The sequence below is a fragment of the Paraburkholderia kururiensis genome (genome assembly GCF_034424375.1).
In the GTDB taxonomy this organism is placed as follows: Bacteria; Pseudomonadota; Gammaproteobacteria; order Burkholderiales; family Burkholderiaceae; genus Paraburkholderia; species Paraburkholderia kururiensis_A.
Genome location: NZ_CP139965.1, coordinates 5,038,348 through 5,058,308 on the forward strand (window position 1 = coordinate 5,038,348; position 19,961 = coordinate 5,058,308).

At 64.4% G+C, this 19,961-nt stretch carries 21 protein-coding genes; 19 read left to right on the plus strand and 2 right to left on the minus strand.

Annotated elements, in window-relative coordinates:
- Nucleotides 1–32 precede the first annotated feature (32 nt).
- From groES to cysC, 3 genes are all read left to right on the plus strand, one after another.
- Nucleotides 33–323, plus strand: a complete 291-nt coding sequence (gene groES / locus U0042_RS22655) for a co-chaperone GroES (RefSeq protein WP_114809039.1) — start codon at nucleotides 33–35, stop codon at nucleotides 321–323.
- Between the two features lie 45 nt (nucleotides 324–368).
- Nucleotides 369–2,012: a chaperonin GroEL gene (gene groL / locus U0042_RS22660; RefSeq protein WP_114809038.1), complete on the plus strand. Its 1,644-nt coding sequence runs from the start codon at nucleotides 369–371 to the stop codon at nucleotides 2,010–2,012.
- Between the two features lie 216 nt (nucleotides 2,013–2,228).
- On the plus strand, nucleotides 2,229–2,819 hold the full coding sequence (gene cysC, locus U0042_RS22665) for an adenylyl-sulfate kinase (protein ID WP_419150459.1): 591 nt from the start codon (nucleotides 2,229–2,231) through the stop codon (nucleotides 2,817–2,819).
- An 83-nt stretch (nucleotides 2,820–2,902) separates the two neighbouring features.
- On the opposite strand, the gene U0042_RS22670 is transcribed toward cysC, so the two are convergent.
- The gene (locus U0042_RS22670) at nucleotides 2,903–3,781 is read right to left on the minus strand and encodes a hydroxymethylpyrimidine/phosphomethylpyrimidine kinase (RefSeq protein ID WP_114809036.1); all 879 of its coding nucleotides are present in this window, start codon (nucleotides 3,779–3,781) and stop codon (nucleotides 2,903–2,905) included.
- Between the two features lie 243 nt (nucleotides 3,782–4,024).
- On the opposite strand from U0042_RS22670, the gene U0042_RS22675 reads away from it, so the two are divergent.
- The 9 genes from U0042_RS22675 (at nucleotide 4,025) to U0042_RS22715 (ending at nucleotide 12,107) form a co-directional block, all read left to right on the plus strand.
- Nucleotides 4,025–4,195 carry a rubredoxin gene (locus tag U0042_RS22675; RefSeq protein ID WP_025527884.1) on the plus strand — a complete coding sequence of 57 codons (171 nt, stop codon included), beginning with the start codon at nucleotides 4,025–4,027 and terminating at the stop codon, nucleotides 4,193–4,195.
- Nucleotides 4,196–4,487: 292 nt separating this feature from the next.
- A complete protein-coding gene (locus tag U0042_RS22680) occupies nucleotides 4,488–5,912 on the plus strand; it encodes a hypothetical protein (RefSeq protein WP_114809035.1) in 1,425 nt (474 codons plus the stop codon).
- A 296-nt stretch (nucleotides 5,913–6,208) separates the two neighbouring features.
- Entirely contained in the window at nucleotides 6,209–6,790 is a 582-nt protein-coding gene (locus U0042_RS22685) for a YqgE/AlgH family protein (protein WP_114809034.1), read from the plus strand.
- Nucleotides 6,787–7,221, plus strand: a complete 435-nt coding sequence (gene ruvX / locus U0042_RS22690; RefSeq protein WP_114809033.1) for a Holliday junction resolvase RuvX — start codon at nucleotides 6,787–6,789, stop codon at nucleotides 7,219–7,221. Before U0042_RS22685 ends, ruvX begins: the two co-directional genes overlap by 4 nt.
- Nucleotides 7,218–7,733, plus strand: a complete 516-nt coding sequence (pyrR, locus tag U0042_RS22695) for a bifunctional pyr operon transcriptional regulator/uracil phosphoribosyltransferase PyrR (protein ID WP_114809032.1) — start codon at nucleotides 7,218–7,220, stop codon at nucleotides 7,731–7,733. The genes ruvX and pyrR overlap by 4 nt, the downstream gene beginning before the upstream one ends.
- Nucleotides 7,734–7,887: 154 nt before the next feature.
- Entirely contained in the window at nucleotides 7,888–8,928 is a 1,041-nt protein-coding gene (locus U0042_RS22700) for an aspartate carbamoyltransferase catalytic subunit (RefSeq protein WP_114809031.1), read from the plus strand.
- A 56-nt stretch (nucleotides 8,929–8,984) separates the two neighbouring features.
- Nucleotides 8,985–10,265 (plus strand): dihydroorotase, encoded by a 1,281-nt coding sequence (locus U0042_RS22705; RefSeq protein ID WP_114809030.1) that lies wholly within the window; start codon nucleotides 8,985–8,987, stop codon nucleotides 10,263–10,265.
- Nucleotides 10,266–10,295: 30 nt separating this feature from the next.
- Entirely contained in the window at nucleotides 10,296–11,132 is an 837-nt protein-coding gene (locus tag U0042_RS22710) for a lysophospholipid acyltransferase family protein (RefSeq protein ID WP_114809029.1), read from the plus strand.
- 36 nt (nucleotides 11,133–11,168) lie between these two features.
- Nucleotides 11,169–12,107 (plus strand): NAD-dependent epimerase/dehydratase family protein, encoded by a 939-nt coding sequence (locus tag U0042_RS22715; protein WP_114809028.1) that lies wholly within the window; start codon nucleotides 11,169–11,171, stop codon nucleotides 12,105–12,107.
- A gap of 24 nt (nucleotides 12,108–12,131) precedes the next feature.
- On the opposite strand, the gene U0042_RS22720 is transcribed toward U0042_RS22715, so the two are convergent.
- Nucleotides 12,132–12,986, minus strand: a complete 855-nt coding sequence (locus U0042_RS22720; RefSeq protein ID WP_114809027.1) for a symmetrical bis(5'-nucleosyl)-tetraphosphatase — start codon at nucleotides 12,984–12,986, stop codon at nucleotides 12,132–12,134.
- Between the two features lie 183 nt (nucleotides 12,987–13,169).
- On the opposite strand from U0042_RS22720, the gene rfbB reads away from it, so the two are divergent.
- The 7 genes from rfbB to U0042_RS22755 all read left to right on the plus strand — a co-directional run bounded on the left by rfbB (nucleotide 13,170) and on the right by U0042_RS22755 (nucleotide 19,868).
- Nucleotides 13,170–14,234 (plus strand): dTDP-glucose 4,6-dehydratase, encoded by a 1,065-nt coding sequence (gene rfbB, locus U0042_RS22725; RefSeq protein ID WP_114809026.1) that lies wholly within the window; start codon nucleotides 13,170–13,172, stop codon nucleotides 14,232–14,234.
- A gap of 10 nt (nucleotides 14,235–14,244) precedes the next feature.
- Nucleotides 14,245–15,126: a glucose-1-phosphate thymidylyltransferase RfbA gene (gene rfbA, locus U0042_RS22730; protein ID WP_114809025.1), complete on the plus strand. Its 882-nt coding sequence runs from the start codon at nucleotides 14,245–14,247 to the stop codon at nucleotides 15,124–15,126.
- Nucleotides 15,123–15,674 carry a dTDP-4-dehydrorhamnose 3,5-epimerase gene (gene rfbC / locus U0042_RS22735; RefSeq protein WP_114809024.1) on the plus strand — a complete coding sequence of 184 codons (552 nt, stop codon included), beginning with the start codon at nucleotides 15,123–15,125 and terminating at the stop codon, nucleotides 15,672–15,674. Before rfbA ends, rfbC begins: the two co-directional genes overlap by 4 nt.
- Nucleotides 15,671–16,561, plus strand: coding sequence for a dTDP-4-dehydrorhamnose reductase (rfbD, locus tag U0042_RS22740; protein WP_114809023.1), 891 nt, complete (start codon nucleotides 15,671–15,673; stop codon nucleotides 16,559–16,561). The genes rfbC and rfbD overlap by 4 nt, the downstream gene beginning before the upstream one ends.
- 287 nt (nucleotides 16,562–16,848) lie before the next feature.
- The gene (locus tag U0042_RS22745) at nucleotides 16,849–18,264 is read left to right on the plus strand and encodes a mannose-1-phosphate guanylyltransferase/mannose-6-phosphate isomerase (protein WP_026121091.1); all 1,416 of its coding nucleotides are present in this window, start codon (nucleotides 16,849–16,851) and stop codon (nucleotides 18,262–18,264) included.
- A gap of 1 nt (nucleotide 18,265) precedes the next feature.
- Entirely contained in the window at nucleotides 18,266–19,087 is an 822-nt protein-coding gene (locus tag U0042_RS22750) for an ABC transporter permease (RefSeq protein ID WP_114809022.1), read from the plus strand.
- A 1-nt stretch (nucleotide 19,088) separates the two neighbouring features.
- Nucleotides 19,089–19,868 (plus strand): ABC transporter ATP-binding protein, encoded by a 780-nt coding sequence (locus U0042_RS22755; protein WP_114809021.1) that lies wholly within the window; start codon nucleotides 19,089–19,091, stop codon nucleotides 19,866–19,868.
- Nucleotides 19,869–19,961 lie beyond the last annotated feature (93 nt).

Genomic DNA, 19,961 nt, shown 5'->3' on the forward strand with positions numbered 1-19,961 from the left:
GTGTCCTTCAAGTCTCGAAGAGAGGAGTTTGTATGAACCTTCGTCCTTTGCATGATCGCGTGATCGTCAAGCGTCTGGATCAGGAAACCAAGACCGCCTCGGGTATCGTGATTCCCGACGCGGCAGCTGAGAAGCCGGACCAAGGCGAAGTGCTGGCGATCGGCCCGGGCAAGCGTGATGACAAGGGCGCCCAGATCGCGCTCGACGTGAAGGTCGGCGATCGCGTCCTGTTCGGCAAGTACGCTGGCCAGACCGTCAAGGTGGACGGCCAGGAACTGCTCGTGATGCGCGAAGAAGACATCATGGCCGTGGTCAACAAGTAAGCCTGCACGGTCCATATTCACCAAAGAGATTCAAGGAGTTACAAGATGGCAGCTAAAGACGTCGTGTTCGGCGATTCCGCCCGTTCGAAGATGGTCGAAGGCGTGAACATTCTCGCCAATGCAGTGAAGGTCACGCTGGGTCCGAAGGGCCGCAACGTGGTGCTCGAGCGCAGCTTCGGCGGCCCGACGGTCACCAAGGACGGTGTGTCGGTCGCGAAGGAAATCGAGCTGAAGGACAAGCTGCAGAACATGGGCGCCCAGATGGTCAAGGAAGTGGCTTCCAAGACCAGCGACAACGCAGGTGACGGCACGACGACCGCTACCGTGCTGGCTCAGTCCATCGTTCGCGAAGGCATGAAGTACGTCGCATCGGGCATGAACCCGATGGACCTGAAGCGCGGCATCGACAAGGCCGTCGCCGCAGCCGTCGAAGAGCTGCGCAAGATCAGCAAGCCCTGCACGACCAGCAAGGAAATCGCTCAGGTCGGCGCGATCTCGGCCAACAGCGACACGTCGATCGGCGACCGCATCGCGGAAGCCATGGACAAGGTCGGCAAGGAAGGCGTGATCACGGTTGAAGACGGCAAGTCGCTCGCCGACGAGCTGGAAGTCGTGGAAGGTATGCAGTTCGACCGCGGCTACCTGTCGCCGTACTTCATCAACAATCCGGACAAGCAGGTCGCCGTCCTGGAAAGCCCGTTCGTGCTGCTGCACGACAAGAAGGTCTCGAACATCCGTGACCTGCTGCCGGTTCTGGAACAGGTTGCCAAGGCTGGCCGTCCGCTCCTCATCATCGCCGAAGACATCGAAGGCGAAGCGCTCGCAACGCTCGTGGTCAACAACATCCGCGGCATCCTGAAGACCGTGGCCGTCAAGGCTCCGGGCTTCGGCGACCGTCGCAAGGCCATGCTCGAAGACATCGCGATCCTGACCGGCGGCCAGGTGATCGCGGAAGAAACGGGCCTGTCGCTCGAGAAGGCAACGCTGGCCGAACTGGGTCAAGCGAAGCGCATCGAAGTGGGCAAGGAAAACACCACGATCATCGACGGCGCTGGCGAAGCCCGCAACATCGAAGCACGCGTCAAGCAGATCCGCGCGCAGATCGAGGAAGCCACCTCGGACTACGACCGCGAGAAGCTGCAAGAGCGCGTCGCGAAGCTGGCTGGCGGCGTGGCCGTGATCAAGGTGGGTGCCGCGACCGAAGTCGAAATGAAGGAAAAGAAGGCACGCGTGGAAGACGCGCTGCACGCAACCCGCGCTGCCGTTGAAGAAGGCATCGTCCCGGGCGGCGGCGTCGCGCTGATCCGTGCACGTGCAGCGATCACCGCTCTGAAGGGCGCCAACGCCGATCAGGAAGCGGGCATCAAGATCGTGCTGCGCGCGATGGAAGAGCCGCTGCGCCAGATCGTCACGAACGGCGGCGAAGAAGCGAGCGTGGTGGTGGCGGCCGTGGCGCAAGGCCAGGGCAACTACGGCTACAACGCAGCGACCGGCGAGTACGGCGACCTGGTTGAAGCGGGCGTGGTCGACCCGACCAAGGTGACGCGCACGGCGCTGCAAAACGCGGCATCGGTTGCGGGCCTGCTGCTGACGACGGACGCAGCCGTTGCCGAACTGCCGAAGGAAGACGCTCCGATGGCCGGTGGCGGCATGCCCGGCGGCATGGGCGGCATGGGCATGGACATGTAATCGCGGCGCAAGCCGGCATTACATGGAGGTGCGCGGGGAGCTTCGGCGCCCTGCGTTCTCAAGACAAAACCCGCTTCGGCGGGTTTTGTCGTTTCTGGCGCGGGCCGGGACATCTGTTTGAGAAATATTCCGTAATCGGCGCTTTTTTTGGGCCACGACGGAAAACATCTGCGCAAACGTTAAAGTAACGGACGTAATAAAACCGTAGGGTAGGCCGTGAATACGAACCAGGATGGCTTGACAGCAGCCGCACCCCGGCCGGTTGTCTGGATGACAGGTCTGCCAGGCGCCGGGAAGACGACGATTGCACGGGCGTTGTTCGAGACGCTGCAGAACCTCAATGCGAAGGCCATCGTGCTCGATGGCGACACGCTGCGCGCGGGTATCTGCTCGGACCTCGGCTTTTCGGAAGCGGATCGCATCGAGAACATTCGCCGCATCGCGCATCTCGCGAAGCTTTTCCAGCACGAAGGCTATGTCGTGATCGTGGCCACGATTTCGCCGTTCGCGCAGCAGCGGGCGCTTGCGCGCTCCATCGTCGGCGACGGCTTCATCGAGACCTTCATCTCGGCACCGCCACAGCTCTGCGCCGAACGTGATCCGAAGGGCATGTACGCGCAGGCGCGCGAGGGCCGCATCAAGCAGTTCACCGGGGTGTCGTCACCTTACGAGCCGCCGCTCGCGCCGGAACTCGTGATCGACACCTCGGCGTGCCGCGTGGAAGGCGCGGTCGCTACGATCGTTCTTCGGTTGGGCAAGGGCGTGCGAAGCGGCCGCGACGCCAAACGGGCCGCATGCAACGCCTGATTTCCCGGAGCGGAACAGGTCCGTGCAACCGCATCAGCCGGTCAGCGCGCGCTCAACGCGGGCGCGCGCCGACAGGTTCTTCCTCAATGATGATGCCGTGCTTCGCCTGATGACCCGGAACCGGCGCCGTCGCCGGTCTTGGGTGTCTCTTCGTCGTCGTCGTTGCTGCGTGCCCAGAAGAAACGGTCCGGCAGATATGCACCCATGCCCGGCCGGAAGGCGCTGCGCGTGCTCTGATAGAGATACTCCTGAGCCTCGCGCACCGCTTCGGGCGGCTCCTGCCCGTTCGCCAGCAGCGCGGCGACGGCGGCGCCCAGCGTATCCGTGAGTCCCATGATGCGCTGCGGACCGCGGTCCCACGTATCCTGCCGCAATTGGCCGTCTTCGCTGAAGAGCGTATTGACGAGCCGGTGCGAGCCCGTTTCCATCGACAGGATGTACTCACAGCCTTGCGAGAGCAGATGCGAGATCGCCGCGTCGAGACTCGGCGCCTCGGCGTCGCCGTCCGGCTGCGCGAGTGCGAGCAGTGTGGCGCTGTCGGCGATCAGCAACGTGGTTTGCGGCGCAAGCAGGTCGGCAATGGCCTCGCGCAGCTCGTCGGCGGCAAGCACGTGTTCGTCGTCGAGCGTGAAGTCGGGCGCGAGGATGAGCGGCACGTCATCGTAGTCGGCAACCACTTCCGCGATCGCGCTCACCACCTCGGCGCGAGCCGCGGCGCCCACTTTGAATGCGGCGATCGGCATGTCTTCGAGCAGCATCCTCGCCTGCGTGGCAACCGTGTCCGGATCCAGTCCGGTCACTTCGTCGCAGCTGGCCGAGTCGCGCACCGTATAGCCGGTCAGCACCGTGACGCCGTGGCACCCCATGCTGGCGAGTGTCATCAGGTCCGCCTGAATGCCGGAGCCGCCGGTGGGATCGGAAAGGCCGAAGGTGAGGACGATCGGAGGGGTGTCGCTGGACATGAACGTAGGGGGAAATGATTGGGAGGGCGCAAGGTTCGCACGCCATGCGCGCGGGGCTTGCGAATGGCTCAATTATGCGTCCTGCGGCCGTGTTGCGGCTGGGTTTTTGCCTCTTTGCACGAAGGATCCGTGCTGTCCGTACGGCTATCCGGCCGCGCTGGTCTCGCCCGGCACGGGGAAAAAAGGTACCATCATGGCTCCCGTTTTTCCGGTTGTTTTTAGACTTTTCGACGCGGCATAAGAATGGAATATAGAAGCTGGATGTGCCTGATCTGCGGCTGGATCTACGACGAAGAAGCCGGATTGCCAGAAGAAGGTATTGCCCCGGGCACGCGCTGGGAGGATGTCCCGATCAATTGGACCTGCCCCGAGTGCGGCGCGCGCAAGGAAGACTTCGAGATGGTCCAGATCTGACGGGTACCCCGCCCGCGGCTCGGTATTGCGTGCGCCGCCGGCGCGACGCACGGGCCGCGGCGCAGGAACCGGCATCGGCACGCAACGCGTTTGCCGCATCGCAAAGGGAGTTCGTCATCGTACCTGCGCGAGCCGATCCGTACCGGGCCATGTGGGCCCGATCTGTGACATGCGGGGCACGGGCGCGTCTGCACGTGCGCGCGCATGCGTTTGCGTGCCCTGGCAGGCTGACGCCGTCGTTTCGCTGTACTGCGTACGAATTCGTATCGGCACGCGTTCCCGCCACCCTCTCATGACCTTCCAGCCTACGCTTCCCGCCACCTTCGACGCCTTGCCCAACCCGCGCGGGGGCGCCGTGCATGCCGCCGAAACAGCGCTTGCCGACGCCCGGCGCGCGCTGGAGGCGCGACGCGATTGCGCCGGACCGCTATTGCACGCGGCCCACGCTCTGCGCGAGGCGGGCTGGCTTTCGGCCCATCGTTTCGCCGACACGCTGCTGCTCGTTTCACCGCTCGCGTTGGTCGCCAATTCTGACGCTGCGAATTTGGACGAAGGCGGTGCACATCGCGTCGCGTCGGCTGCGCTCGGCGATTTCCGTGCGGCGCTCGCGCGTCATAACCTGCGCGAACTGTCGTGCTCGCCGACGCTCTACGCTCGCATGCATGCCATGTGCCAGGTGCTGGCTCCGCATACGCCCGGCTTCACCGTCTCGTTCGAGGACTACGCGCTCGGCGCGCGGCCTGTGCCGCCCGCGACCATGCGACCGCAGCCGGCACAGCGCATTGCCCACATGCGCGCCCGTTACGAGGCGGCGCTGCTGCCCGCGCTAAAGACGCAGACAGCCGGCAGCCGCGCAGCCGCGGCGTGGGCCGACGCGGCGTTCAACGAGATGGACGCGTGCCTTGCCGAACTCACCGGCACCGATCCCTACGACTTCTGGCGCCTTGCGTCGGCGTGCGGTCGGGCATTGCGGGCGAGCCGTCACGCGACGGGTGAAGCGGACGCTCGACGTTTCTACGCGCGCTGCAACCTTGCGCTAGCCGATCAGGCACGCGGCATGCAGCTTGCGCCGCGCTCGCTGGTGCGTTCCACGCTCGCGCTGCTGTGGCGCGACTACGCGCTTTTCGGCGCTGCGGCGGAGGACGCCGACCACGTCGAAGTACTGCACGACTATGGCTTGACAGTGGACTGGCACGTGGCCGCAACGCAGGCGTCCGAAGCGCTGTGGGAAGAAGGTGCGTCGGAGCAGGCTGGCAACGTGGCCGCACAGCGCGGCGACACGCGGGAACTGGGCGTGCTCACGCTCAGCGCTCAGGCGTATGAAGATTTTCTGCAAACGGCGGATGCGTCGATGGCGGCGCTCAACGAGCACGCACGCACCGCGAGCAGCCCCGAGAAGGCCGACCCCGGCGCGGCACTCCAGGCGGGCGATGCGGCGTACCGCGTGGGCGCGGCGGCCTGTGCACTCGGGCTCGGCCACGTCGCATTGCTGGCCGATGCGCTGGGTCTTGCCTGGCGGCGCACCGCGCACGCGCGCGTGACGACGCCGGCGGTGCGTTCGCATGTCGTCGTCGAAGCGCCGGACCCTCGCGCGCTCGAACAAGGCTGCGAGGCCTTGCGTGCGATGCTGCTCAAGACCGCCGCAGGCGTCGCGCCGCCCGACAGCAGTGCCGCGCTCGCGGCGCTCGCCCGGGCGATCGAGCGGGGCGGCGGCTGAACAAAGGAGCGCATGCACTGGCCATGCGTCACGCATCGGACGTGCGGCCGATGCCCGCCAACCCGCTGCCGAACCGCGTTGCAGCGTAGCGGGACAGATGCCAGGCGAAGGGCTGCGCCTTGCACATTGAAAGCACACGCGCGTGATACAGTGAGCGTAGATATTCCGTAAAAAAAGGATAGAGCAGGCAGCCGGAAGCGCCGCGGCGCAGCTATCGCGTGAGGACGCCGCGCGTGAGGCTGCGAACTCCGGCCGGGCCGCCGCCATCCCGCATCGTCTTTGCTAAAATTCGAACCATGTCCAAGAGTAACGATCGCATCAATCTGACCAACCAGTTCCTGATCGCCATGCCCAACATGGCCGATCCCACGTTTTCAGGAACGGTGGTCTACCTTTGCGATCACAGCGAGCGCGGCGCGCTCGGCCTCGTCATCAATCGTCCCACCGACATCGACCTGCAAGCCCTCTTCTCGCGCATCGATCTCAAGCTCGAGATCGAGCCGTTGCTGCACGTGCCCGTTTACTTCGGCGGCCCCGTGCAGACGGAGCGCGGCTTCGTGCTGCACGAACCGCTGGAGGGCAAGAGTTATACGTCGACCATGCTGGTGCCCGGCGGCGGGCTGGAGATGACCACGTCCAAAGACGTGCTCGAGGCGGTCGCAAACGGTAAAGGCCCCGAACGTTTTCTGCTCACGCTCGGTCACGCAGGCTGGGGCGCCGGCCAGCTCGAAGAGGAAATCTCGAAGAACGGCTGGCTCACGGTCGAGGCCGATCCGAAGATCGTCTTCGACGTGCCCGCCGAAGAGCGCTTCGAAGCAGCGCTCGCGCTGCTCGGCATTTCGTCGACGATGCTTTCGGGCGAGGCGGGTCACGCATGAGCGTGGCGAGCGGCCGTGAGGCGACGCTGCTGGCGTTCGACTACGGCGAAAAGCGCATCGGCGTCGCGCTCGGCAACTCGCTTACGCGCAGCGCGAGGCCGCTCACCGTGCTGCTCAACCGCAACCGCGATTACCGCTTCGAGGCCATCGGCAAGCTGATCGCCGAGTGGAAGCCCGACGTCCTCGTGGTCGGTCTGCCTTCGCATCCGGACGGCACGCCGCACGCCATGACGCAGCAGGCGAAGCGCTTCGGCAATCAGCTCAACGGCCGCTTCAATCTGCCTGTGGTCTGGGTGGACGAGCGATATACCTCGGTCGATGCCGAAGCACAGATTCGCGAGCGCGGCGGCGACACCGGACAACTCGATGCCGAAGCCGCCTCCATCATCCTCCAGCAGTATCTGGACGAACTTTCCGATCATCCGCTATGAGTTCCATTGACGCCGAGGCGCTCTACGGCAGCGTCCTCGAACAGATTCGTGCCGCGTACGGCGATCAGCTGGGCCGCCCCGACGGCGCGGTGCTGGCCGGCATCTACAGCGGCGGCGCGTGGCTTGCGGAGTGGCTCGCCCGCGACCTCGGCGTGGCCGAATGGGGCGTCGTGAACGTGGCGCTGCACCGCGACGACTACGCCAAGAAAGGTCTGCACACGCAGGCGAGCCCCACGTCGCTGCCCTTCGAAGTGGACGATCGCCGCATCGTGCTCGTCGATGATGTGCTGTACACCGGCCGCACCGTGCGGGCCGCCATCAACGAGCTGTACGACTACGGCCGGCCTGCCGCCATCGAACTCGCCGTGCTGGCCGATCGCGGCGGTCGCGAGCTGCCCATGGCGGCGCGCTTCGTGGGCGGTGTGGTCGACGTGCCCGCCGACGCTACGCTCGTGCTCGCACGCAGCGACGACGGCCGCTTCACGTTCCACACCGAACCGCGACAGGCTTGAAGGCGACCGGCGCATGCGGCCGGCGGCATTCGCGCGCTTCATGATGTCTGGCGCAGCGCGCCGCCTGAGTCTGCCGATCTGACGCAGCCCAGCGTGCCCGTGTGCGCCGCGCCGATGCATTTCGAAATACCCGTTTGAATCAGGTACATCATCCATGAACACCACCACCGCGGCACCCGGAAACCCTGCGGACCAGAGCGGCACGGACGCTGCCGGCGACCGTTTCCGCTACGGCTTCCTGAAGGGCAACCCGCAGCTCACGAAGAACGGCGAACTCAAGCATCTGCTGACCATCGAAGGGCTGCCGCGCGCCATCGTCACGCACATTCTCGATACGGCCGCGCAGTTCGTGAGCGTGACCGACCGCGAGGTCAAGAAGGTGCCGCTGCTGCGTGGCAAGTCGGTGTTCAACCTGTTCTTCGAGAACTCCACGCGCACGCGCACCACGTTCGAGATCGCGGCCAAGCGTCTTTCGGCAGACGTCATCAACCTCAACATCAACGCGTCGTCCACGAGCAAGGGCGAGTCGCTGCTCGACACCATCAACAACCTCTCCGCGATGCACGCCGACATGTTCGTGGTGCGTCATGCGTCGAGCGGCGCGCCCTACCTGATCGCCGAGCACTGCGCGCCGCACGTGCACGTGATCAATGCCGGCGACGGCCGTCACGCGCACCCCACGCAGGGCCTGCTCGACATGTACACGATTCGCCACTACAAGCGCGACTTCACGCAACTGCGCGTGGCGATCGTGGGCGACATCCTGCACTCGCGCGTGGCGCGCTCGGACATTCACGCGCTCACCACGCTCGGCGTGCCGGAAGTGCGCGCCATCGGTCCGCGCACGCTGCTGCCGGGCAACCTCGAACAGATGGGCGTGCGCGTATTCCACAACCTCGACGAGGGGCTCAAGGACGTCGACGTCATCATCATGCTGCGGCTGCAGAACGAGCGTATGAGCGGCGCACTGCTGCCCTCCGCACAGGAATACTTCAAGAGCTGGGGCCTCACGCCGGAGCGCCTCGCGCTCGCGCGGCCCGACGCCATCGTCATGCACCCCGGCCCGATGAACCGCGGCGTGGAAATCGATTCGCAGGTGGCCGACGGCCCGCAGTCGGTGATCCTCAACCAGGTGACGTTCGGCATCGCCGTGCGCATGGCGGTGATGGGCATCGTCGCGGGCAACAACGACTGAACTCCACAACGCATTTCGAGGCGACACCGCCAGGGCACGCATAACAAAGGCAGCGCATGAAGATTCATATTCAGGGCGGCACGGTCATCGATCCGGCCGCCGGCACCGAACAGCAGCAGGACGTGTTCATCGCGGCGGGCAAGATCGTCGCGCTCGGCAACGCGCCCGCCGACTTCCACGCGGCGAAGACCATCGACGCACGCGGCCTCGTGGTGGCTCCGGGTCTCGTCGATCTCTCCGCGCGCCTGCGCGAGCCCGGCTACGAGCACAAGGCCACGCTCGAATCCGAAATGGCCGCCGCGCTGGCAGGCGGCGTGACGAGCCTCGTGTGTCCGCCCGACACCGACCCGGTGCTCGACGAACCGGGCCTCGTGGAAATGCTCAAGTTTCGCGCGCGCAACCTCAACCAGGCGCACGTGTATCCGCTGGGCGCGCTCACGGTGGGCCTCAAGGGCCAGGTGATCACCGAGATGGTGGAACTCACCGAGTCCGGATGCGTGGCGTTCTCGCAGGCCGACCAGCCGATCGTCGATACGCAGGTCATGTTGCGCGCGCTGCAGTACGCGAGCACGTATGGCTACACCGCCTGGCTGCGCCCGCTCGACGCGTATCTGGCGAAGGGCGGCGTGGCGGCGAGCGGCGCGGTGGCGTCGCGCCTCGGCCTCTCGGGCGTGCCGGTTTCGGCAGAGACCATCGCGCTGCACACCATCTTCGAACTCGTGCGCGTGACGGGTGCGCGCGTGCATCTGGCGCATATCTCCTCGGCGGCGGGCGTGAGTCTGATGCGCGCGGCCAAGGCCGAAGGGTTGCCCGTGACCTGCGACGTCACGATCAACCACGTGCATCTGATCGACATGGACATCGGCTACTTCGACTCGCAATTCCGGCTCGATCCGCCGCTGCGCCAGCAGCGCGACCGCGACGCGATTCGCGCGGGGCTGATCGACGGCACCATCGACGCGATCTGCTCCGACCACACGCCGGTTGATGACGACGAAAAGCTGCTGCCGTTCGCCGAAGCGACGCCCGGCTCGACGGGTCTCGAACTGCTGCTCTCGCTCACCGTGAAGTGGGCAAGCGAGGCGGGCGTGCCGCTCGCGAAGGCGCTCGACCGCATCACGGCTGGCGCCGCGGACGTGCTGAAACTGCCGGCAGGACGCATCGCCGTAGGCGCCGCGGCCGACGTGTGCGTGTTCGATCCCGACACACACTGGCGCGTGGACCCGCGCACGCTCAAGAGCCAGGGACACAACTCGCCGTTCCTCGGCTACGAGCTGCCGGCGCGCGTGCGCGCGACGATCGTTTCGGGGCATGTGGCGTTCGAGCAGCAAGGCTGACCCGGCAGGATCGATTCGACGGCACCGAACATGAAGATCGCGTTTCGCAAGATCAGAATCCTGGCTCACCTCCTGCACGGCATGTGGACCGTCGCGACGCGCTTCTCGCGCGCCTCGGCAGAAACGCGCACGCAGCTCACGCGCGCCTGGTCCATCAAGCTGCTGCGCCTTGCCGGCGTGCGGCTCGTCGTGCACAACGACGCCGCACGGCTCGACGAAGGCGTGCTGGTGGTAAGCAACCACGTGTCGTGGATCGACATCTATGTGATCAACGCATGGCGGCCCACGCCGTTCGTCTCGAAGGCGGAAATCCGCAACTGGCCGGTGGTGGGCTGGCTCGCGCATAAGCTCGACACGGTGTTCATTCACCGCGAAAAGCGCAGCGACGCGAAGCGCATCATGCACGAGCTGGCGTCGCGGCTCGACAGCGGCGCGCGCATGTGCGTCTTTCCCGAAGGCACGACGTCGGATGGTCTCGGCGTGCTGCCGTTTCACTCGAATCTCTTTCAGGCGCCGGTATCGGCGTCGCGGCCGGTGCAGCCGGTCTGTCTGATGTATGAGGATGCGAACGGACGGCAGTCCGTGGCGCCTGCTTACATTGGCGACATATCGCTAGGCCAGTCGCTCGATGCGCTGCTGCGCGCCGGGCCGATCACGGCGCACGTCTATATCGGCGACGCGCTCGCGCCGGGCGCGGACCGGCGCGCGCTCGCCGCCGAAGCCGAGGCCGCGGTGAAGCGGGCGCTGGAGGCACTGCAGGGCGGGGCGCCAGGGGCGCAAGTGCAGGCGCTTGCAACCGAGGCATCCGATTCCGGCGAGGCTCCGCGCGAGAGCGGGCCGGGCGGCGATACGCTGGCGGCGGGATGAGGTGGCGCGGACCAAGCGCGGCGCGTGCTGCCACCGATGAACAGGTATCTGGGAGTAGAGAAATTGGGTTTTCCTTCTGAGCAAACGGGCGGGCGCGTACTGATCACCGGGGCTCGCGGCTTTACCGGCGCGTATGTTCGCGACGAGCTGCTGCGTGCCGGATACGAGGTCGTGGGCGCGGTCGCTCACGCGCACGCTACCGAGGGGAACGAGCACGTGCTCGACATCACGTCGCTGGAGGCATGCCGCCGCGTGATCGGCGAAGTGCGCCCCACGCACATCGTGCATCTGGCGGCGATCAGCTTCGTGGCACACGACGACGCGCTCGACATGTACCGCGTCAACGTGCTGGGCACGCTGAATCTCTTGCAGGCCTGTGTAGACGTGGGTGTGCAGCCGCAAAAGATCCTCGTGGCCAGCAGTGCCAACGTGTACGGAAACGCGGCGGGCGTGGTCGACGAGAACGTGATGCCGGCGCCCGTGAACCACTACGCGGCGAGCAAGCTGGCGATGGAGCATCTGGTGCGTACGTGGTTCGACCGGCTGCCGATCGTCATGACGCGGCCCTTCAACTACACGGGTCGCGGGCAGGAAAGCCGCTTCCTCGTGCCGAAGATCGTGTCGCACTTCGTGCAGCGCAAGCCGTTCATCGAACTGGGTAATCTGGACGTCGCGCGCGACTTCTCCGATGTGCGCGTGGTGGCCGCGACTTACCGTGCGCTGCTTGAATCCGAGGCGGCGTGCGGGCAGACGGTCAACGTCTGTAGCGAACACGCGCGCACGTTGCACGAGGTCATCGACATGGTGCGCCAAGCCTCGGGTCACGATCTCGAAGTGCGGGTCAACCCGGCCTTCGTGAGGGCGAACGAGGTGAAGGTGCTCGTCGGGTCCGCGGCGCGGCTGCGCAGTCTCGTGCCCGATGTAGAACCCATCGATTTCGCCGAGACGATCAGATGGATGGTGGCCGCGGCGTAGTGCTGACGTAGTGCCGGCGCGCGGTCACTCGAACTCTGCGCGGCACCCCGAGCATTCCACCTGCACGACCGTTCTTGCACCGGCTTCGCTCGTAAGGCGTACCGCGGACAACTGGTTGCCCCAGACGCAACCGGTGTCGAGGCCAATCAGGTTGTCCCGCATGGTGAGGCCCAGCGCTGCCCAATGGCCGAAGACGACGGTCGTGTTGGCCGTCTTGCGGCCCGGAACGTCGAACCACGGCAGGCATCCGGCAGGTGCGGCGTCGAGCGGGCCGCTCGACGTGAAATCCATGGCGCCGTCCGCCGTGCAAAAGCGCAGACGCGTGAGGGCGGCACAGGTAATCCGCAGGCGGTCGATCCCTTTCAGATCCGACGACCACCGGCTCGGCTTGTTGCCGTAAAGGCCGGCCAGCGTTTCCTTCCAGCCGGGCGCGCGCAACGCCTTTTGCAGCTCTTCGGCCAGTTCCAGCGTCAGATCGACGTCCCATTGCGGCAGCACGCCCGCGTGAACGAGCAACATGCCGTTCTCGAAATGGGCGATGGGGCGATGGCGTATCCAGTGGAGCAGGTCGGCCGCATCGGGCGCAGCGAGAATTTCGGCGATCGTGTCGCCCTTCTTGATGTTCCGTATGCCCGCCGATACCGAGAGCAGATGCAGATCGTGATTGCCGAGCACGGTAACCGCGCGATCACCCAGCTCGATGACGTCGCGCAGCGTGGCAAGCGATTCGGGACCGCGGTTGATGATGTCGCCGGCGAACCAGAGGGGCGTGTCGGGTGAAGGGGACACCTTCTCGAGCAATTGCCGGAACTGGCTGCGGCAGCCTTGCAGGTCACCGAAGGCAATGGGGCTGGGCGACGGGGTGAGGTGAGAAGTCATTGGCGAGGGGAATTGAGCGGAATCGCACAAATACGGTCCGAAAAGGCACGCAGAATGCAGTCTGAGCGCGCGCTGGGGCGGGCTGGCAGCGTGACATAATAGCTTCTCCAGCGCAGTACCGTGGTTTCGCTGCCACCCTGTACCGTCGGACAGGCGAGGCAGTATCGATTCAGAGGAAATGGAATGATTCTGGTGACAGGCGGTGCGGGCTTCATTGGCGCCAATTTCGTGCTCGACTGGCTGCGCGATGGTGACGAGCCCGTCGTAAACGCCGACAAACTGACTTATGCGGGCAACGCTGAAACGCTTGCGCCTCTGTCGTCGGATGAACGGCACGTGTTCGTGCGTGAAGACATCTGCGACCGTGCCGCAATGGACGCGCTTTTTTCGACGTACAAGCCGCGCGCCGTGGTGCACTTCGCCGCCGAAAGCCACGTGGACCGCTCGATTCACGGGCCGGGCGAATTCGTTCAGACCAACGTCGTGGGAACCTTCACGCTGCTCGAAGCGGCGCGCGCCTACTGGGGCACCCTCAGCGGCGCGGAAAGGGATGCGTTCCGTTTTCTGCACGTGTCCACGGACGAAGTGTTCGGCTCCCTGGGACCTGCCGATGCGGCGTTCAGCGAAGTCACTGCATACGCACCGAATAGCCCGTACTCGGCGAGCAAGGCTGCGTCCGACCATTTCGTGCGGGCCTATCACCATACCTATGGCTTGCCGACGCTGACCACCAACTGTTCCAACAACTACGGTCCTTACCAGTTTCCCGAAAAGCTCATTCCGCTCACCCTCATCAACGCGCTGGCGGGCAAACGCCTGCCGGTTTATGGCGATGGCTCCAACGTGCGCGACTGGCTTTATGTCGGCGACCATTGCGCAGCCATCCGTACCGTGCTCGCACGGGGAACGCCGGGCGAGACGTACAACATCGGCGGATGGAACGAGAAGAAAAACATCGAGGTCGTGCGTACCCTCTGCGCTCTGCTGGACGAGTTGCGTCCCGCCGCCGGCGGTGCTCGATACGAATCGCAGATCGAGTTCGTCAAGGACCGCCCCGGGCATGATCAGCGCTACGCCATCGACGCCACGAAGATCGAGCGGGAACTCGGCTGGCGACCGGCGGAAACGTTCGAAACCGGATTGAGGAAAACCGTTCAGTGGTACCTCGATCATGCAGCGTGGGTGCAGGGCGTGACGAGCGGCAGCTATCGTCACTGGATCGAAAAGCACTACGCGCCGCAAAGCTGAGGGGGCGGTCATGTCACGTAAGGGCATTATTCTGGCCGGCGGTTCCGGCACCCGGCTCTACCCCATCACGCACGCGGTATCCAAGCAGCTGCTACCGGTGTACGACAAGCCGATGGTCTACTACCCGCTTTCCACGCTCATGCTGGCGGGCATCCGCGACGTGCTGGTCATCTCGACGCCGGCGGACACGCCTCGCTTCCAGTCGATGCTGGGCGACGGCAGCCAGTGGGGAATGAACCTGCAATACGCCGTGCAGCCGTCGCCGGATGGGCTCGCGCAAGCGTTCATCATCGGGCGCGGCTTCGTGGGCGGCGATCCGTCGGCGTTGATTCTCGGCGACAACATCTTCTATGGTCACGACCTGGCGCGGCAGCTCGATGCGGCGAATACGCGGGACGTGGGCGCGACGGTTTTTGCCTACCACGTGACGGACCCGGAACGCTATGGCGTCGTGGAGTTCGACGACCAGTTCCGCGCGTGCTCCATCGAAGAGAAACCTTCGCGCCCGCGCTCGAACTACGCGGTCACGGGGCTGTACTTCTACGACAGCGACGTGTGCGACATTGCAGCGGACATCAAACCGTCCGCGCGCGGCGAGCTTGAAATCACCGACGTCAACTCCCGATACCTCGAAGCCGCCAGGCTGCACGTCGAAATCATGGGGCGCGGCTACGCGTGGCTCGACACGGGAACCCACGATTCGCTGATCGAAGCGGCCACGTTCATTGCCACACTGCAGAAGCGCCAGGGTTTGATGGTGGCGTGCCCCGAAGAGATCGCCTTCAGAAACCGCTGGATCGACGCCGCACAAGTGGAACGCCTCGCCGCGCCGCTTGCGAAGAACGGTTACGGCGCCTACCTGCTCAAGCTACTTTCGGAACCCATCGCATGAAGATTACCGTTACGCCCACCACGCTGCCGGAGGTGAAGATCATCGAGCCGAAGGTCTTCGCGGACGCGCGCGGCTTTTTCTTCGAAAGCTTCAATGCGCAGGAGTTTGCCGAAGCCGTGGGCGAAGAAGTCAGCTTCGTGCAGGACAACCACTCGAAGTCGGCAAAGAACGTGTTGCGCGGTCTGCACTACCAGGTCGAGCGGCCGCAGGGCAAGCTCGTGCGCGTCATTGCGGGCGAGGTCTTCGACGTTGCGGTGGATATCCGCAGGAACTCACCGAACTTCGGCAAGTGGGCCGGCGTTCGACTGAGCGCCGAGAACAAGCGGCAGCTCTGGATTCCCGGAGGCTTTGCGCACGGGTTCCTCGTGCTGTCGGAGTCCGCTGAGTTCCTGTACAAGACGACCGACTACTGGTTCCCCGAGCACGAGCGGTGTCTGCTGTGGAACGACGCGGACGTGGGCGTGGCGTGGCCGCTCGATGGCGAGCCGCTGCTGGCCGCCAAGGATGCCGCGGGCAAGCGGCTGGTTGAAGCGGAGGTGTACGCATGAAGATCTTGCTCGTCGGCAGGAATGGACAGGTAGGCTGGGAGCTGCGACGCACCTTGCTGCCGCTCGGTGAAGTCGTGGCGTTCGACCGCGAGCGGCTGGATATGAGCCGTCCCGAGACCATTAGCAGTGCGGTCGATCGGGTGTCCCCCGATGTGATCGTCAATGCGACTGCTTATACGGCGGTCGATCGGGCGGAAACTGAAGAGGGATTGGCTACGACCGTGAACGGCACCGCTGTCGGCGCGCTCGCCGAAGCAGCGCGGCGCCATCAGGCAGTACTCCTGCATTATTCGACCGACTACGTGTTCGACGGCACGGCGAATGTGCCTTATGCCGAAGACGCTGCGCCTTGTCCGCAGAGCGCGTACGGCAGAAGCAAGCTCGCGGGCGAGCAGGCGATTGCCGAAGTCGGCGGCGACTGGATGGTGTTCCGCACCTCGTGGGTCTATGGGGTGCGAGGCCGTAACTTCATGCGCACGATTGCGGGCGCGTCGCTGGAGCGTGAGGCGCTGCGCGTGGTCGCGGACCAGCGCGGTACGCCCACTGCCGCGCGCACCATTGCCGACCTGACCGCTCACGCGCTTCGTGAGGCACTGTTGCGCCGACGCGACGGTGCTTTCCCCGGCGGCATGTATCACCTGACCGCGCGCGGCGAGACCACATGGCATGCGTTCGCCGAGAGCATCGTCGAAGCCATGCGGGCGGCGCGTGGCGATGCCGTGCGAACCCGCTCCATCGAACCCATCACCACGGAGCAGTTCGCTGCCCCCGCTCCGCGTCCCCGCTATTCCGTGCTCGACGGCACGCGATTCGATCACACCTTCGGCCTGTCCCGCCCCGACTGGAAGACAGCGTTCGAACTGGTCTTTGCCGACTATCTCGTGTGACGAGACGACCATTTCCCCTCTGAGGCGATTCGCCGCTACCGGCACTCCGCGCGCCGGCGTTTTCCTTGCAATTCGTAGCATTCTTGCGCACTTGGTGAGGCGGGTTCGCCCCTAGAATCGCGATATTCAGAGGGTTAGCCGTGCGATACAATGCACGTTTGTCTTTCGAACGCGCGGCATTCGCGCACAGGGGCAGATGATCTCGATACGTCGGTGAATCGTCGGACGTATGCCATTCGAATAAGCCGCGCCCCGGCCTGGAACGAAGTGTAAGCAGTGAGGAATTCGTGAGTTTGATACCCATCATCCTATGCGGCGGTGCAGGTTCCCGTCTCTGGCCGGTCTCCAGAGAGTCGCATCCTAAGCCCTTCATCCGCCTTTCGGATGGCCAGAGCCTTCTTCAAAAGGCTTTCCTGCGCGCAGCAGCGCTGCCGGGCGTTGAACAAATTCTGACGGTCACGAACAGAGATCTATTTTTCAAGGCCGAGGACGAGTTCCGTGAGGTGAACAAGGACGGTATCGCGACCTCGTTCATCTGCGAACCGTTCGGCCGCAACACCGCGGCCGCTATCGCTGCGGCGGTGGAGCACGTCTCGCAGGTGCACGGTCCCGATGCGACGCTGCTGGTTCTCGCAGCAGATCACCTCATCGCCGATCAGGCCGCTTTTGCGACAGCCGTTGAGAAAGCGGTCGAGCTCGCCCAGAGCGGCAAAATTGTAACTTTTGGTGTCCGTCCCGAAACGCCTGAGACGGGGTACGGCTATATCGAAGCGGAAGGCAACAACGTACTTCGCTTCATCGAGAAGCCGTCGCTGGAAAAAGCCCGCGAGTATCTGACGTCGCAACAGTTCCTCTGGAACTCGGGCATCTTCTGCTTCACCGCGCGGGCCATGCATCGAGAAATGCAACTGCATTGCCCCGATATCCTCGCTGCCGTATCCGAGTGTCTTGCCGACTCGCGTGTCTCGGAAGGCAAGGGCTGGACGCAGGTTCAACTCGAACCGAAGAGCTTTGGCGCCGTGCCGGAGAACTCCATCGACTACGCCGTGATGGAGAAGTGCCAGCAGGCGGCTGTCGTGCCTTGCAGCATCGGTTGGAGCGATATCGGCTCGTGGGCGGCACTGAGCGAACTCTGCAAGCCGGACGGGCACGGTAACCGCGTGGAAGGCGAGGCGTTGCTGCACGACGTCGACAACTGCTACCTGATGAGCCGCGATCGCGTGATCGGCGCGGTCGGCGTCGAAAACCTCATCGTCATCGATACGCCTGATGCGCTGTTGATCGTCAACCGCGAACGCGCTCAGGACGTCAAGTACATCTACTCCGAACTGAAGGCACGCGGGCACGAAGCCCACAAGCTGCACCGAACGGTGCACCGGCCTTGGGGAACCTACACGGTTCTGGAAGAGGGGCCGCGTTTCAAGATCAAGCGAATCGAGGTCAAACCGGGTGCGAGCCTCAGTCTGCAAATGCACCATCATCGCAGCGAGCATTGGATTGTCGTGAGCGGGATGGCGAAGGTCGTGAACGGCGACCAGGAACTCTTCGTCGGCACCAACGAGTCGACCTATATTCCTGCCGGACACAAGCATCGCCTCGAGAATCCCGGGGTCGTCGGCCTTGTGATGATCGAGGTCCAAAGCGGTGAGTATCTGGGCGAAGACGACATCGTCCGGTTCGAGGATGTTTACGGACGTGCTTGATATGGATGTAGCAGCAGACGATCGAGTGGGCAGGAATCTCGGCAACCACGACGGGCATAACGACCTGCTCGTGGGAATGAAGTCGGTGCGCGTCTGGGGCACGCTCGGCTGGCACGACATCAGGCAGCGCTATCGTCGCTCGGTGATTGGACCTTTCTGGTTCACGCTCAGCACGGCCATCATGGTGGTCGTGCTCGGCGCGCTGTACTCGACGCTGCTGCATCAGGAGATCAAAGACTACCTGCCGTACCTCGCAGTCGGGCTGGTGGTGTGGCAATACCTGTCGTCGGTGGCGAACGAAGGGTGCAACGCGTTCATCGGCTCGGCCTACCTCATCAAGCAGATACGGATTCCCTTGACCGTCCACGTTTGCCGGATCGCGTGGCGCAATTTCGTGATCCTGCTGCACAGCTTCCCGGTGGTCGTGCTGCTGCTGATCGCGTTTGGGCGCTGGCCCAGCTGGGAATTTCTGCTTCTGCCCGTCGGCCTGGGCCTGCTATTCCTGCACGGCGTCTGGCTCGGCGTTTCGCTCGGCGTGTTGTGCGCGCGCTTCCGCGATATTCCGCCCATCGTGACCAACCTCATTCAGGTCGTGTTCTTCTTCACGCCGGTCATGTGGTCGCCGGAAATTCTCAAAGACCGCGGGTGGGTTGCCGAATACAACCCGCTGTATCACCTGATCGAAACCGTGCGGGCACCCGTTACGGGCCGGCCGATTCATTGGGAATCGTGGGCCTGGAGCATCGGTTTGCTGGTGGTTGGGTTCGCCTTTTCGCAATATCTGATGCGGCGGTGCCGCGATCGCGTTCCCTATTGGCTGTGACATCGTGAGTTCATTTATTGTCGCCGAGGAAATTTCGGTCGAATTTCCGATCTACGAGAATTCCCATCGCTCGCTGAAGAAGGCCGTGCTCAACCTGACGACCGGCGGCCGGATCGGCCAGGACGCGGGCCGCCACGCCGTCGTGCGGGCGCTGGACAATCTGACGTTCAGCTTCACGGACGGCGAGCGCATTGGTCTGGTCGGACACAACGGCTCGGGCAAGACAACCTTGCTGCGCGCGCTTTCCGGTGTCTACGCGCCGGTGCGCGGAAAGCTGAGCACGCGCGGCAAGATCGCTTCGCTGCTGGATGTCTCGATGGGTCTCGACCCGGACGCAACCGGCTTCGAGAACATCTATCTGCGCGGCATCCTCGACGGTCTGCCGCCCGCGCGGATCAAAAGCAAGATTGACGAGATCGCCGACTTCAGCGAACTCGGCGAATACCTGAACTTGCCGGTGCGCACGTATTCGAGCGGCATGATGCTGCGTCTTGCGTTCGCCATTTCGACCAGCATCGAGGCCGACATCCTCATCATGGACGAGTGGCTGAGCGTCGGCGATGCCGACTTCAGCGTGAAAGCGGCGCAGCGCCTTGAAACGCTGGTCGGCAATGCTTCGATCGTCGTGGTGGCCACGCACGATCCCTCGCTCATCGAGCGCGTCTGCACCCGCAAGATCAGTCTGGAGCACGGGAAGATGGTGTCGGACGAGCCGGTCGTGCCGGCAATCGTTCCGCCAACGGAAGCCGAGCCCAACGGTAGCGCCCGGCAGACCGCGTGAGCTTGCACCGCCGTGGATGGACGTCCGCCAGGTGAGGCGAGCAGGTCGGAAACACTTCAACGGTTCTTCGTGGGCCTCAACGAGGCATGTAAA